General features: G+C 29.8%; 13 protein-coding genes and 1 pseudogene. 7 read left to right on the plus strand and 7 right to left on the minus strand.

The genetic code is table 11. The annotated features are described in order from the left end of the window. Positions 1-166: 166 nt before the first annotated feature. Complete coding sequence (locus KJQ99_RS05505; protein WP_214142702.1) at positions 167-1,066, plus strand: LysR family transcriptional regulator; 900 nt, start codon at positions 167-169, stop codon at positions 1,064-1,066. A gap of 9 nt (positions 1,067-1,075) precedes the next feature. Here KJQ99_RS05505 and sdhE read toward each other — a convergent pair whose 3' ends face one another. The 7 genes from sdhE to rpsT form a co-directional block, all read right to left on the minus strand. Beyond that, a complete protein-coding gene (sdhE, locus tag KJQ99_RS05510; RefSeq protein ID WP_214142701.1) occupies positions 1,076-1,936 on the minus strand; it encodes an 8-methylmenaquinol:fumarate reductase membrane anchor subunit in 861 nt (286 codons plus the stop codon). Between the two features lie 3 nt (positions 1,937-1,939). Continuing rightward, positions 1,940-2,899, minus strand: a complete 960-nt coding sequence (gene sdhB, locus KJQ99_RS05515; protein WP_214117140.1) for an 8-methylmenaquinol:fumarate reductase iron-sulfur subunit — start codon at positions 2,897-2,899, stop codon at positions 1,940-1,942. Further along, complete coding sequence (gene sdhA / locus KJQ99_RS05520; RefSeq protein ID WP_214150228.1) at positions 2,899-4,743, minus strand: 8-methylmenaquinol:fumarate reductase flavoprotein subunit; 1,845 nt, start codon at positions 4,741-4,743, stop codon at positions 2,899-2,901. The genes sdhB and sdhA overlap by 1 nt, the downstream gene beginning before the upstream one ends. Positions 4,744-5,390: 647 nt before the next feature. After that, complete coding sequence (nifJ, locus tag KJQ99_RS05525; RefSeq protein ID WP_214117146.1) at positions 5,391-8,942, minus strand: pyruvate:ferredoxin (flavodoxin) oxidoreductase; 3,552 nt, start codon at positions 8,940-8,942, stop codon at positions 5,391-5,393. A gap of 60 nt (positions 8,943-9,002) precedes the next feature. Beyond that, entirely contained in the window at positions 9,003-9,872 is an 870-nt protein-coding gene (locus KJQ99_RS05530) for a hypothetical protein (RefSeq protein WP_214150229.1), read from the minus strand. Continuing rightward, on the minus strand, positions 9,869-10,936 hold the full coding sequence (gene prfA, locus KJQ99_RS05535; RefSeq protein ID WP_214117152.1) for a peptide chain release factor 1: 1,068 nt from the start codon (positions 10,934-10,936) through the stop codon (positions 9,869-9,871). The genes KJQ99_RS05530 and prfA overlap by 4 nt, the downstream gene beginning before the upstream one ends. A gap of 6 nt (positions 10,937-10,942) precedes the next feature. Continuing rightward, entirely contained in the window at positions 10,943-11,209 is a 267-nt protein-coding gene (gene rpsT, locus KJQ99_RS05540) for a 30S ribosomal protein S20 (protein WP_214117154.1), read from the minus strand. A gap of 99 nt (positions 11,210-11,308) precedes the next feature. On the opposite strand from rpsT, the gene glmM reads away from it, so the two are divergent. From glmM to KJQ99_RS05570, 6 genes and pseudogenes are all read left to right on the plus strand, one after another. Then, complete coding sequence (gene glmM / locus KJQ99_RS05545; protein ID WP_214150230.1) at positions 11,309-12,631, plus strand: phosphoglucosamine mutase; 1,323 nt, start codon at positions 11,309-11,311, stop codon at positions 12,629-12,631. Beyond that, positions 12,628-13,089, plus strand: a complete 462-nt coding sequence (gene lspA, locus KJQ99_RS05550) for a signal peptidase II (RefSeq protein ID WP_214150231.1) — start codon at positions 12,628-12,630, stop codon at positions 13,087-13,089. Before glmM ends, lspA begins: the two co-directional genes overlap by 4 nt. Further along, positions 13,073-13,516 (plus strand): protoporphyrinogen oxidase HemJ, encoded by a 444-nt coding sequence (gene hemJ / locus KJQ99_RS05555; protein ID WP_214117160.1) that lies wholly within the window; start codon positions 13,073-13,075, stop codon positions 13,514-13,516. The genes lspA and hemJ overlap by 17 nt, the downstream gene beginning before the upstream one ends. Positions 13,517-13,676: 160 nt before the next feature. Beyond that, positions 13,677-14,408 (plus strand): IclR family transcriptional regulator, encoded by a 732-nt coding sequence (locus KJQ99_RS05560; RefSeq protein WP_214117161.1) that lies wholly within the window; start codon positions 13,677-13,679, stop codon positions 14,406-14,408. Positions 14,409-14,552: 144 nt separating this feature from the next. Then, complete coding sequence (dcuC, locus tag KJQ99_RS05565; RefSeq protein ID WP_214117164.1) at positions 14,553-15,863, plus strand: C4-dicarboxylate transporter DcuC; 1,311 nt, start codon at positions 14,553-14,555, stop codon at positions 15,861-15,863. Positions 15,864-15,984: 121 nt separating this feature from the next. Continuing rightward, a pseudogene (locus tag KJQ99_RS05570) lies at positions 15,985-16,205 on the plus strand (adenylosuccinate lyase); the annotation flags it as partial.

Below are 16,205 nucleotides of genomic sequence, written 5' to 3' on the forward strand. Positions count from 1 at the left end.
CCCACGCTAGAATAATCATTTTGACCTTGGTTTAAAATCTTACTAATAAATATTATCTATTTAAATTTTAAAAGTAAAAAATTTTATAAAGCTATTTTTTATTTTATTACCAAATAACATATAAAATATTTATATGAAAAATAAAGAATTTAAATTAGGATAAAAGATGAATTTTAGACATATGCAACTATTTTTAAAAGTAGCAAAATTACAAAGCTTTACAAAGGCTGCAAATGAGCTTAAAATACCGCAACCATCATTATCTCAAAGTATTTTTGCATTAGAAAATGAGCTAAAAACCACGCTTTTTAATAGAAGCACAAATCCAATATCTTTAACCGAAGCAGGAGAAATATATTTAAAAAAAGCAAATCTAATAAAAGATATGATAGCAGAGCTTGATACTGAAATTTCAGCACTAAACAATGCCAAAACTGGCAAAATTCGTATAGCATTCTTACAAAATGGCTATAATATGATTCCAAATCTCTTGCCACAATTTTGCAAGCGTTTTAGCGACGCTGATATTAAAATTTCTCAAATCTTTTCAACGCTTAAAATCAAACAAATGATTTATGATGATGAAATTGACCTTGGAATGCTAGTTTTACCACTTGATATAAAATATTTAAAATATGAAATAATAAAAAGCAGCAATGTTTTTCTAGCACTGCCATCTTTACACGAATTATCTTTAAAATATAAAAATAAAGAATTACCAGAAATATCAATCAAAGAACTAAAAAATGAGAAATTTATTCTGCCAAAATCTTCTCAAAGAAGTAGATTAGATATTGATTTAATGTTTAAAAACAATGAATTTATTCCTAAAATTTTATGCGAAACTGAGACTTTTGATATTGCAAATTCAATAGTAGCAAGTGGTGTTGGTGCTACTTTTACTATTAGCGAATTAATAAAAGATGATAAAAAAGATAAAATAAAATTATTTAATATAAAGGATAATAATTTAATTAAAACATTAGTTATAGCTTATAAAAAAGATAAAAAACTCTCACATTTAGAGCTTGAGTTTATAAAAATGGCAAAAGAATTAGGGGCTTAGCCCCTAAAATTATGCTAATTTTGTAGCATCAATTATATTTAAATCAAGTCCTAATTGCTCGTTGCTAAGACCAAGTGCTAATCCTACTAATTGAGAAAGATGAATTATTGGCTTTCTAATTTCAGAACCCATTGCATCTTGATAGCGTTCTTGGTAAATATCAAGCTGCATTTGGCAAAGCGGACAAGGTGTAACAACGCAATCAGCACCATTTTTATCAGCACTACCAACAATTTGAGATGACATTTTTTGCACCGATTTTACTGCTGGATAACTAGCGTGAAAACCACAGCAATCTAAGCGTTTTTCAAACGGAACTATTGTCGCACCGAGCGCACTAACTACAGCTTCAAAGCTTTTTGGATTAGTTGAACTTTCTTTTGCGTTATATGATTTTTCAGGGCGAATACTATGACAACCATAAAATAAAGCTACTTTTAGATTAGAAAGTGGCTTAACAACTTTTGATTTTAAGGTATCTAAATTCTCATACAAAATCCATAAAAGGCTTGTTATTTCATTATTTCCTTGATATTTCATATTACCTTTTGCTAAATATTCATTTATGCGGTCTTTTGCACCTTTATCTAAAGCAGTTTTTGCACGAGTTAAAGTTAGCATACAAGTGCTACAGGTTGTTAGCATTGGCATATTCATATTCTCAGCTAATGCTATATTTCTAGCATTTGCTACAAGTGCTGCTATTGGGTCTACATCTTGTGCTTGAGATGCACCACAGCAACTCCAACCCTTAATCTCGTGTAAAGTTATACCTAGTATTGGAGCTATTGCTTCTAATGACATTTTTGATTCTTTAGCTGCTTGACTTAAAACACAGCCAGGGAAAAAAGCGAAATCTTTTTGTTGCATAACTTACTCCTTATTAGCAGCTCTAGCTGCTTCAATCATTTTTACTAAATCTTCATGACCTTCAATTTCTTCATCACCAAAAATATGTAATGGATTCATCTTACCTGCTTTCATTAGATTGTATGCAATATCTATTTTTGTAGTATTTGCTAAAACACCTTCAGAGCGAAGTGCTAAATAAATCTCATTTAATCTACCTGTATCTTCTAAGTCTTTTAAGAATGCTTCTGCGTGAGCTGGTCCTGTGCCATCTTTTAAACCTTTTTTCATAGCCATTACTCTTAGCATTGCTATATCATCAGCAGCACTAATTCCTTTAGGACAGCGGTCGGCACACTCTTGACAATGAACGCACATCCAAAGACCATTTGCAATAGATGGTTTTAAGTGTTTTAAAGCATCTTTTGAGCGTGAATCATAAGCAGCACGAAATGCGTGAGTAAATACAAATGGTTCCATATAATCACTTGAATCAGCTTCAAGTTTATTACATTCACTAGCACAACAACCACATAAAATACAATCCCATTGTTTTTTAATAGCATCAACTTCAGCTTGAGTTTGCACGCAACCTTTTTTATCAGAAAAGGCTTCTTTTGGTGTTATAGTTGGTTTTATTTTTCTTAAATTCTCAATACTTGGCTCCCAATCTACAACCAAATCCGAAAGAACTTTAAAATTTGCCAAAGGAGAGATTTTTAAGCTTTCAGGATTGTCATATTCTTTTAATAAATCATCCATTTTAGTATCACAAGCAAGGTATGAATGCCCATTCACACGCACACCACAAGCACCACAAATCGCCATACGACAAGCCGAAGTAAAATTTAGTGAAATATCTTGAGTGCGTTTTATATGTTGTAATAAGGCTAAAAGCGTTTTTCCCTTTACTTCATCTATACTTAAATCATATGCTTGAACAAATTTATCAACTCCATTAAAGCGGTCAATTAAAATTTTCATTAGTATTTCCTTTCTTCAGGTTTAAATTCTGTAATAACTACATCTTTATAACTAAGGCTTAATTTGTCATCTTTTAAAGTAACAAGGCTATGTTTTAAGAAATTCTCATCATCTCTTGTTGGATAATCTTCTCTAGTATGAGCCCCACGGCTTTCTTTTCTATTTAATGCACCAAGACAAGCACACCTTGCTAAAAGAATGAGATTTCCAAATTCTAAATACTCAATTAAAGCGGTGTTATAGAACATATTTGGATTTGAGATTTTAAGATTATTATATTTAGCCCAAATCTCATCTAGGATTTTTATATGTTTTTCAAGCTTTTCTCCTGTTCTATAAATTCCCATATTATCCCAGTTGTATTGTCCAAATTCTTCTCTTAAATCATAAAGCTCGTTAGGTTTTGAATTGCCACTTGTTATATCTTTTAGCTTAATTCTCCATTTTTGAGCTAATTCTTCAGCGTGTTTGCCAGAGCCATAATTTTGTCTTTTGTTTGCATACTCACCTGCACCCTCACCTGCAAGTTTGCCTGTAACTGCCGCATCAGCTAAGCTATTTCCACCTAGACGATTTGCTCCGTGAATTGAAGCACAACTTGTCTCACCTGCAGCAAAAAGTCCTGCTAAATGAGTACTCATATCATCAAATTTTGCAATTTCTATACCACCCATTGAATAATGAGCTGTTGGACGAATTTTAATTGGTTCTTTTACTAAATCTATACCTTCAAATAAAAGTCCAATATGACGAATTTGTGGTAATTCATTCATAATTTGCTCTTCACCTAAATGCGTAACATCTAAAAGAACATAAGAGCCCATTCCTTCTCCAAATCCATTGCCTAAACGAATTTCACTTTCAATTGAACGAGAAACAATATCTCTTGGAGCAAGCTCAAGACGATTTGAGTATTTACTCATAAAGCGTTCGCCTTTATTATTAATTAATTTTCCACCAAGACCTCTTGCCGCTTCAGTAATTAATGCACCACCATTTCTAACTCCTGTTGGGTGAAATTGAAGCATTTCAGGGTCTTTAAACGCAAGTCCAGCTCTAAGTGCTGCAGCAATTCCATCTCCACTAGCATTAAATGGGGTTGAAGTGCGGTTATAAAACACACGAGTATAACCACCTGTTGCTAGAACCACTGATTTTGCTAATACAGGCACTACATCTCCTGTTTGCATATTTAAAAGAACTACACCTTCGCACTCATTATTATCAATCGCAATATCAAGTAAGTAATGGTCAAGCAAGAAATTAACACCATTTGTAATAGCTTCATCAAGACAGGTGTGCATCATAATAGAACCTGTTTTATCGGCTGCATAATTACAGCGTTCATATTTTGCACCACCAGCAAAACGCCTTGCAACCGTTTTATCTTTTTGTCTATTAAAAGGCATTCCTGCATAATCAAGTTCGTGAATTGCTTCGGTAGCCTTTTGTGCAAATTTAATAATTACATCTTGATCACCTAAAAAATCACTACCTTTAACAGTATCATATGCGTGTAATTTGTTTGAGTCACCATTTTCAAAATCAATCACACCATTAATCCCACCTTCAGCCATACAGGTTGCATTTCGTGATGGCATACCTTTATTAACTACTACAACATTTAAATTTGGATGATTTTTTCTAACCGCAACAGCAGCTCTAAGACCAGCACCACCAGAGCCGATAACTAAAACATCTACGCTTGGTAGTGAGGTATTTTTACCACTTTTTTTAAGCTCACTTGCCATAATTGATACAGGGCTTGTGCTAGCTGCTACTGCACCAACACCAATAGTAGCTGATTTTATGAAATCTCGCCTATTGAATTTTTCTTCATTCATATAAAACTCCTTTAAATAAGAATTTTGGTATTAATCTTTATTTTTTTCTTAAAATAAAAAATTAATAGCAAAATATTATTCTAAATTACATTATAAGTCAAATATTATTTTTTTTATAATCTCATAAGATAAAAATTATAATATATAAAAAATCACGATTTTATGGTATTTTGAATTAGAGAATTTGTAATAAAATTAATATAAAAAATAAAATATCATCAATATTTATTAGTAATAAACTTATAAAAAGTTTCTTTTTTAGTATTTTAATAATTAATAATTTTTCACATTGCTTATAAATCTATAGTATAAATTTACTAATATTTTAAATATTTAATTTGCCTTTATTTACGCTAATTTTGAATATATACTATTAAGTTTTAAATAGGCAAATTAACACCATTTAAGTAATTACTTTAATTTATAATAATTAGATGATATTTTTATATATTCTTAAAAAATAATTTTAATTTTTAAGTATAAAACTATGAAAGTGTTTTAATGCTTTTATAAGCGTCAATAATGTTTCTTATTTCTTCATAAAAAGATTAATATGATTAATAGTTCACTAGTTATTAAAAAATTATATTAATGTTTTAAATTCTATTTGAGTAATAAAATAATCAAGCCCTAAAAAGGGCTTGAAATTATTCAGAAACGCTATAATCAGCTGCTGCTAAACGCTTTAATTGTCTATAGCGTCTTTGTGCATCTGCTTTGTTGCGAGCATATAGTTCTGCTGCTTCTTTTGGATTTCCTTTTTTTAATGAGTTATAACGAACTTCTGCCATTAAGAACTCTTCATATAAATTCCAATCAGGTTCTTTTGAAGCAATTTTTAATGGATTTTTACCCTCTGCTTCTAATCTTGGATCAAATGTGTAAATTGGCCAATAACCACACTTAGTTGCGATTTCTGCGTGATCACCACTAGCACCCATTCCACCTTTAATTCCGTGAGCTATACAAGGGCTATAGCAAATGATTAAGCTTGGTCCATCGTAAGCTTCTGCTGCGATTAGTGCTTTAATAAAATGAGCATAATTTGCATTTGAATTTACTTGAGCTACGAAAATATTTCCATAAGTCATAGCAATTTGTCCTAAGTCTTTTTTCTGACTTGGCTTACCACTTGCAGCAAATTGTGCTACTGCACCTGTTCTAGTTGATTTTGAAGCTTGTCCGCCTGTATTTGAATAAACTTCAGTATCCATTACTAATACATTCACATCTTCTCCACTAGCTAAAACATGGTCAAGCCCACCATAACCAATATCATAAGCCCAGCCATCACCACCAAAAATCCATTGAGATTTTTTAGCTACATAGCTTTTTAGACCTAAAATTTCTTTAGCACCTTCAAGCTCTGCGTGTTGTTCTAATAATGGAATTAGTCTATCTCTAACATCTGCTGTTATATCAGCATTTTTCTTATTAGCCAACCATTCGCCATAAAGAGCTGCAATTGCATTTGGAGCTTTATCTTTTGTATTAATCATAATATCTTCAATTCTATGGCGAATTGTCTCGGTAGCAACTCTCATACCCATACCAAACTCAGCATTGTCTTCAAATAATGAGTTACCCCAAGCAGGTCCAAAACCTTTATCATTTTTGCGATATGGAGTAGAAGGTGCTGAACCACCATAAATTGAGCTACAACCTGTTGCGTTAGCAATCATCATTCTCTCACCAAACATTCTAGTAACTAATGTAATATATGGAGTTTCACCACAACCTGGACATGCTCCATGGAATTCAAATAATGGTTGTGCAAATTGAGCACCTTTTGTAGTATCTTTTGCTATAAAATTATCTTTATAAGTAACTTTATGGAATAAGTAATCAGCATTATCTTGTTCGCCTTTTTCTAGCTCTTCTTCAAGCGGAACCATAACAAGTGATTTTTCTTTACTTGGACATTCAGTTACACATAACTCGCAACCTGTACAATCTAATGTTGAAACTTGAATTTTAAATTTAAGACTTTCGCCTTTTACACCTTTAGCATCGATTGAATGCTCTTTCACGCCTACTGGAGCATTTGCCATTTCTTCATCATTAATTAAGAATGGGCGTATTACTGCATGTGGGCAAACTGATGCGCATTGGTTACATTGAATACAATTTGCTTCAATCCATTTAGGAACCATAACACCAACACCACGCTTTTCATATTGTGTAGTTCCATGCTCAAAACTACCATCTTCATACCCAATAAATGCTGACACTGGTAAATCATCACCTTTTGCAGCGTTCATAGGTTTAACTATATTTTCAACAAAAGCAGTTCCTATGTATTTATCATCAGCTTTTTTCTCATCTATTACTAAATTAGCCCAAGCTGGATCAACAGTAACTTTTACTAAACCTTGTGCTCCAATATCAATAGCTTTATAGTTCATCTCAACTACTGCTTCGCCCTTTTTAACATAGCTTTTATATGCAAATTCTTTCATATATTTTTGAGCATCTTCATAATCAATAATTTTTGCTAATTTAAAGAATGCACTTTGCATAATTGTATTTGTTCTATTGCCTAGTCCTATATCACGAGCAAGTTTTGTAGCATTTATGATATAAAAATTCACATTTTTTTCAGCTAGAACTTTTTTAACTTTATTAGGAATTTTTTCAATTGTAGTTTGTTCGTCCCAAATTGAGTTTAATAAGAAAGTTCCATTTTCTCTAATACCTGCTAAAACATCATAAATATCTAAATATGCAGCAACACTACAAGCAATAAAATGTGGGGTGCTTACTAAATAAGTTGAAGTTATTGGCTTTTTAGAAAATCTTAAATGGCTTCTTGTATATCCACCTGATTTTTTACTATCATAAGCAAAATATGCTTGTGCATATAAATCAGTTTTATCTCCAATAATTTTAATTGAGTTTTTATTTGCACCTACCGTTCCATCAGCACCAAGTCCGTAGAATAAACATTCAGTTGTGCTTTCATCTCCTAATGAAATCTTTTTGCCTAGTGGTAATGAAAGATGAGTTACATCATCATTAATTCCAATTGTAAAATTATTTTTTGGTTTTTCTTGATTTAAATTCTCATATACTGCAAGTAATTGTGCAGGGTCAACATCTTTTGAACTAAGACCATATCTACCACCTACAATTAAAGGTGCATTTTCTTTATCATAATATGCAGCTTTTATATCAAGATATAAAGGCTCGCCTATACTACCTGGTTCTTTTGTTCTGTCTAAAACTGCAATCTTTTTAACTGATTTTGGCATTTCTTCAAAGAAATATTTTAAGCTAAATGGTCTATATAAATGAACCATCATAACACCAACTTTTTCGCCTTTTTTGTTTAGATAATCAACCACTTCAGTTAAAGCTTCATTTACACTACCCATAGCAACAATTACACGAGTAGCATCAGCAGCACCATAATATACAAATGGTTTATAAGTTCTACCTGTAACTTTTGAAATCTCTTTCATATAATCAGCTACTACATCAGGTAAAGCATCATAAAATTTATTAGCTAACTCACGAGTTTGAAAATATATATCATCGTTTTGTGCAGTTCCACGAGTTTTTGGATGTTCAGGATTTAAACAGGTATCACGGAATGCTTGAACTGCATCCATATCAATTAATCTTTTAAATACTTCATAATCCATTACTTCAATTTTTTGAATTTCATGAGATGTTCTAAATCCATCAAAGAAATGCATAAATGGAACTCTTCCTTTAATAGCACTAAGATGAGCAACACCAGCTAAATCCATAGCTTGCTGAACGCTATTTGAACATAGCATTGCAAAACCTGTTTGACGAGCTGCGTAAATATCTTGATGATCACCAAAAATTGATAAAGCTTGAGCAGCAATTGCACGAGCAGCAACATGTATAACACCAGGAAGCATTTGACCTGCGATTTTATACATATTTGGGATTTTAAGTAATAAACCTTGAGAAGCTGTATAAGTTGTAGTTAATGCACCAGCTTGTAACGAACCATGAACGCTACCAGCAGCACCTGCTTCACTTTGCATTTCAACAATTTTTACAGGCATTCCAAAAATATTTTTCTTTCCTTGAGAAGCCCAAATATCTGTATAATCAGCCATAGGTGAACTTGGAGTAATAGGATAAATTCCTGCCACTTCTGTGAACGCATAGGCAGCATATGCAGCGGCTTCGTTACCATCCATTGTTTTCATAACTTTTGCCATAATTTTTTCCTTTTTTATAGAATTTGTGTTTCAATTTTACTCAAAGCTTATAAATAAATGTTAATTTGATTCAAGTTTGTAAGTGCTAGAAAATAGGACATTTTTAGTATTGTAAATATTGTCAATCGAAAAAGTTACTGATTTAATTTTAGGGTTAATTATTTCATCATAATGAGTAAATAAACTTTCAAAAAATATAATATTTTCATTATTTTTTAAAAATGGTTTTATGATTTCTTTAAATTCTATAAAAATAATTTTAATTAAATCAAAATTTTCAATCTTAAACTCAATTTTTTTATTTCTTATTTTAAAACTAATTTTACTTGTATTTGAAAGATTGATTTGTAAATTAGTCGCTATTTTAGAATAATCAATTGCGTTATTTACAACGCTATATTTTACTCTAAAATCTATACTAATATCATTTAACATATCAAGAACAGATTTATAAGCAGTTTTATTTAAATACCAAGATAAAAACGCTAAATCATCTTTTACATTGTCATTAAACTTCAGATTATCAACATTAAATTCAAATTCTGAACTCATATTAAACAAGCTAGTATCATCAAAATAATATTTATTTTTATCAAAATAATATTCTAAATTATTCTTTTCTATAAAAGAGTATTTTAAATCTTTAAAATCCTTTTCAAGTAATTGTAAAAAATTATAAAATGCAACTCTGTTTTTAATATAAATATTAGAGAATTTAAAATATTTAAAAACTCCATTTTCTATAAAACATTCAGTATAACTTGAACATTCCACCTTAGCTGCTATATATAATTTTTCAAGTAATTTTACTAGATAATCTATTTCTTGTTTTTGCTTGATTATGTTTCTTTGTTCTTGTTGATAATTATCATACAAAAACACACTAGTTGTTAATACAACAACAAGTATGCTTAAAATTATTTTTTTCATAAATTAGCTTCGTTTAAAGCCTCTGATTGATAGTGAGCTATTAGTGGTTCAATGATTTCATCTAACAAACCATCTTGCATAATTATGTCTAATCTATGTAAAGTAAGATTTATTCTGTGATCACTTATTCTATTTTGTGGATAATTATAAGTTCTAATTCTTTCACTTCTATCTCCACTTCCAACTTGAGATTTTCTACTCTCTCGCTCTTTTGCTAATCTTTCTTGCTCTTGCATTTCATAAAGTCTTGCTTTTAAAACTTTTAAAGCACTTTCTTTATTTTTATGCTGACTTTTACCATCTTGATTAACAACAACTAAACCTGTTGGAATATGCGTGATTCTAACTGCAGAATCAGTAGTATTTACACTCTGACCACCATGACCACTACTTCTCATTACATCAATTTTTAAATCATTTGGATTTATTTCAATATCACTATCTTCTACTTCAGGCATAACTGCAACGGTTATAGCACTTGTATGAACTCTGCCTTGAGATTCTGTAGCAGGAACTCTTTGAACTCTGTGTGTGCCACCTTCGTATTTTAATCTTGAATAAGCTTTATCACCTTTAATTAATAAAATAATCTCCTTAAATCCACCTGCACTGCCTTCACTTTGACTAACTACTTCTATTTTATAATTTTTATCTTCAGCATATCTTGCATAAGCTTTAAATAAATCTCCGACAAATAAAGCAGCTTCATCTCCACCAGTTCCAGCTCTAATTTCTAAGAAAATATTCTTATCATCATTTGGGTCTTTTGGTAATAAAAGTATTTTTATTTCTTCTTCTAATTTAGGTTTTAATTCTTCTAATTCTTTTAATTCTTCTTTAGCTAAATCACCTAAATCAGGGTCTTGCAATAAAGTTTTATTTTCTTCAATTGAATCTAGCGTATTTAAATATTTTTTAGCAACCTCAACTATATCTTCTAAACTTTTTTGTTCTTTTGATAAGGCTGTAACTTTTGCTAAATCTGTAGTATTTTCAATATTACTTAAAAACGCTTGAATTTCTTCATAGCGTTTTAAGAAAGGTTCAAGTTTGCTTGCTAGCATTAAAAATTATGCACCAATTTTATTTACTAAAAGTGCTAAACGACTTACTTTTCTTGAAGCTGTTTGTTTTTTAATAAAACCACGGCTTACCATTTCGTGAATTTTTTTATTAGCTACTTTTAAAGCTGCTGCTGCCGCTTCATTATCATTAGCTGCTGCTGCTTCACGAACTGCACGAGTAATGTTTTTAAGTCTTGTTCTATAGAATCTGTTTCTAATAGTTTTTTTAATTGTTTGTCTAGCTCTTTTTTCTGATGATTTATGATTTGCCATAAAAAATTCCTTCGTAAAAATTTTTAAAAGACTGATTTTAGTAAAGTTTTGTTAAAATAATCTTAATTCAAAATTAAAATCATACTGAAAGGCAAAAAAATGATATTTGGAACAGATGGAATTAGAGGTTTTGCAGGTAATGATTTAAGTGCTTTTAAAGCCCTTAAAGCTGCTATGGCTATTGGAATTTTTTTTAAAAATAAAGCATTAACAAAAAAAGTAATAGTTGGAAAAGATACTAGAAGAAGTGGTTATATGATAGAAAATGCAATCGTTAGTGGTCTTAATGCAGTAGGTTTTAATGTATTGCAAATTGGCCCTATGCCTACACCTGCTGTTGCTTTTTTAAGTCAAGATTTAAGATGTGATTTTGCTATTATGATAAGTGCTTCTCATAATCCTTATTATGATAATGGTATTAAAGTATTTGATGCTAATGGATTTAAATTAAGCGAAAGCGAAGAATTTGAAATAGATAGAATATTTAATGATGATAATTTAATTAATTCGCATCTTGTAATAAAGGATAAAATCGGCTCTGCAAAAAGAATTGATGATGTAATAGGTAGATATATAGTTCATATTAAAAATTCTTTTCCAAAAGATACAACCTTAAAAAACCTTAGAATTGTGTTAGATTGTGCAAATGGAGCGGCTTATAAGGTTGCACCTGCTGTCTTTTCTGAATTAGGAGCTGATGTTATAACATTAGCTTGTGAGCCAAATGGAATAAATATTAATGATAATTGTGGAGCACTTCATCCAAATATGTTAGCTAAAGAAGTAAAAAGATTAAGAGCTGATGTTGGGTTTGCTTTTGATGGAGATGCTGATAGATTGGTTGTGGTTGATGAAAACGGAGAAATCATTAATGGAGATATTTTATTAGGGGTTTTAGCAAAAGCTTTAAAAGATAATAATAATTTAAGCGGTGTTGCAATTAGTAAAATGAGTAATATGGGATTTTTAAATTATCTTAAAAAACACGATATTTCTTATGTTACAACCGATGTTGGAGATAAATATATTCTACATGCAATGCAAGATAAAAATTATAATTTTGGTGGAGAGCAAAGCGGACATATAATTTTTAGCGATTATGCAAAAACTGGTGATGGCATAGTAGCAGCACTTCAAGTAGCAAAATTATTATTAAATAAAAAAGCTAGCGAGATTTTTAGCGAAATTAAATTATTTCCACAAAGCCTAACAAACCTAAAAATCACAGAAAAAAAACCTTTAGATAAATTAGAAGGCATAGATAACTTATATGAAAAATTAAATAAAAATAATGTGAATTATTTATTTAGGTATTCAGGAACTGAAAATTTAATGAGAATATTACTTGAATGTGAAAGTGAAAAAACCTTAAAAAATATGGAAAATGAATGTATAAAATACTTTCAAAGTGTGCTAGTATGAGAAAAAAAATTATCATCTCAAGTCTTATAATAGCCATTGTAATAATCTTAGATAGACTTAGTAAAAATATATTTTTAGCAGGTTACGAATGGCATTTTACCCCTATTAGTTTTTATTTAGTTTTTAATGATGGGGTTGCTTTTTCAATGCTAAGTTTTTTACAAGAATATCTAAAATATATTCAAATAATGTTGCTTATAATTGCTGGAATACTTTTAGTTAAAGAAAAAAAATTCCTAAACGATAATTATTATGCCCTATCATTCATATTAGCCGGAGGCATAAGCAATATTTATGATAGGTTTTTATATCCTGGAGTTATTGATTTTATAGCTTGGCATTATTGGTTTAACTTCGCTGTTTTTAATATTGCTGATGTGTGTATTAACCTTGGCGTTATTATAATAATTTTAAAAGAAATTTTTAAGAAAAGGAAGAAAAATGGAATTTCTAGCTAACAATTATGATTGGATAAAATGGCTTCATTACTTAGCGTTTATTTCTTGGATGGCGACTTTGTTTTATTTGCCACGCCTTTATGTATATCATCAAGAACATTCACATAAAAAAGAATTTGTTGAAGTTGTAAAAATTCAAGAAGATAAATTGTTTTATTTTATAGGACAACCTTCTATGATAATTACACTACTTACTGGAATTTTAATGATTAGTGCTAATTCAACCTTGATGAAACTTGGTTATTTTCATCTTAAATTATTGTGTGTTGTTCTACTACTGATTTATCATTTTGATTGCTTAAGATACCTTAAACAACTAAAAAACGATACTTGTAAAAAAAGTGGTAAATTTTTTAGAGCTTATAACGAAGTGCCTACTATAATAATGATAGGTATAATTACTGCAATGATTATAAGACCATTTTAAATAGGAATACAACATATTCCTATTTAAACAATAATGTATATTATTAGTTTAAATTCTTTTAAAAACTAAATAATAATACTAAGCTAAAAAACTTGTAATTTTAAGAGATAATTAAGAAATATCTAATATATTAAAATATCTTACATAAATAGGAAAAATCTTGGATACTTTACATCAACCAACTTTAAGGGTTATTAAAATTTTAGAGACTTTAAAAAATTGTGATGAAGGTCTTAACATAACACAAATTTCAAAAGAATGTAAAATCAGTGTGGGAACTCTTCATCCTATTTTAAAAACACTTTGTGAATTAGATTATTTAAGTTTTGATAATAAAAATTACAAATTATCTTTTTGTCTAAATCCAGAGCTAGAACAAAGGAAATCTACAAAAATTATAATTTATTATATGGATGAACTAGCTAAAAAAATAAGATTAGCCGTGCAATTAGGGATTTTAAATGGTAAAAAAGTAATTTATTTACATAAAAGTGAAGGTAATGAAAAAATTATTCTAAAGACAAAAGCTGGAGATGTAGCCAATGCTAACGCAACTGCTCTTGGTAAAGCATTATTATTTGATAAGAATTTAAATGAATTAAAAAGTATTTTTAAAAAACAAATTCTAGAGCAAAATACTGCAAGAACAATCAATAATATAAATGATTTATACGACAATATTCAGTATTGTAAAAATCTAGGTTATTCTTATGAATACGGGGAATATGATGATGATTTTTCTTGTTTTGCTGTGCCTATTTATAAAAACCAACAAATATTTGCTGCAATTAGTGTTACTATCTTGAAATTTCATATAAATGATGAAAAAAAGGATTTAATAACAACAGAATTATTAAAATATAAAAAAATTATAGAAGAGCAATTACAATAATTATTTTAATAGTATTTAATATTTATATTAAATATATTTTAATTATTGCTTTATCATTTTTATAATTTATATCAAATTAACAACTTTCAGTTAGAATAAATGAAAATTAATTTTAATTTTTATTACTTAATCTAAGGAGAAAATATGGAAAGTTTTGCAATTCTTAAAATTGCACTAGCGTTAATAGTAGTAATTGTTACTATTACACTTTTAATTAAACGCCACGAATCAAGAATGGTTCTATTTACAAGTGGTGTTGTTTTATGTATTATTGCAGGTGCTCCAATGGACGCACTAGAAGCTTTTACTAAAGCGATAAAAAAGGCAAACATTATTGAACCAATAGTTGCTGCTATGGGTTTTGCTTATGTTTTAAAGCTTACAACTTGCGATAAGCATTTAGTTCATGCTTTGTCAAAAGTATTAAAATATGCAGGTATTTTTCTAGTTCCTGGAGCTGTATTAATCACTGCTTTTATTAATATTTCAGTAACTTCTGCTGCTGGTTGCTCTGCTGCTGTTGGTGCGGTTATTATCCCGCTACTTATGAGAATGGGGGTTCATCCTGCACTTGCTGCTTCAACCGTTTTATTAGGAACTTATGGAAGCGCAAATCTAAACCCTGGCTATCATCAGACAAATATAGTCGCTGAAGTTAGTAAAGTAAATGTAATGGAAGTAATTCATTATGAAGCGTTTTATTTTGGAGTAAGTGCTGTAATTTGTGCTTTTGGATTAATGATTGTTGGCTTACTTTTAAAAGAATATAAAGGTTATGTTCTTGAAGATGAAAGCAATGATGATAAAGATTTCAAAATCAATCCTATAAAAGCTATAGTTCCAATTGTTCCTGTTGCCATACTTTTAGTTCTTAGCAATTCGCATTTTAAAGAATGGTATGAAGCTACTTTTGCACTTAAAGTTCCAAAAGTTGGCATTGGTCATGCAATGATTATTGGCTCATTATTAGCATTTATTACTTGCTTTAAAGATGTAAAAGCTGGTGAAGTTATGAAGAAATTTTGTGCTGGTATGGGTGAAGGATTTTCACATGTATATGGAATCATTATTTGTGCGGGGATATTTGTTGCAGGGCTTGAAGCCATGGGATTTGTTCAACAATTAATTGATTTTATGAAATCAAACCCAAATATTGCAACTTTCATAGGTTCTGTTGGAACTTTTGCCCTAGCCTTAATAACAGGTAGCGGAGATGCTGCCGGAATAGCATTTAATCAAGCTGTAACGATAAAAGCAGCAGATATCGGACTAGACCCTATGCACCTTGGCTCTGTTGTAACTGCTGTAGCTGGACTTGGAAGAAGTATGAGCCCTATTGCAGGAGCTGCTATTATATGTGCTACTTATGCAAAGGTTAATCCAATTGAACTAGCTAAAAGAAATGCAATACCAACAATTATTGCAGCAATAGTATATGTATTAATCGCTATTTAAATTCTACATTGCAAAAGGAAAATTAATATTATTTCCTTTTGCAAAAGTTCTTTTAAAAATTACTACAATTATATTTGGAATACAAATTGCTTATTTATAAAAAACTTAATAAAGGTTATAAATGCAAGTTGTACAGAATTTAGAATCAATTAGTATAAATACTCAAGATTTTTCATTTTTTAAAGAAATGAAAGAAATAATTAATAAAAATTTTTCACAAAATATCGGAAAGAAAAGCAAACTAATATCATTTTATGTTGAAAATGAAATTCCACAAAGAAGATATTTTTTAAAATTACTATCAATATTGAATAAAAAATACAATAACGATCAACTTCAAAA

Origin of the sequence: Campylobacter sp. 2018MI13 (assembly GCF_018501135.1) — a bacterium.
GTDB lineage: Bacteria > Campylobacterota > Campylobacteria > Campylobacterales > Campylobacteraceae > Campylobacter_E.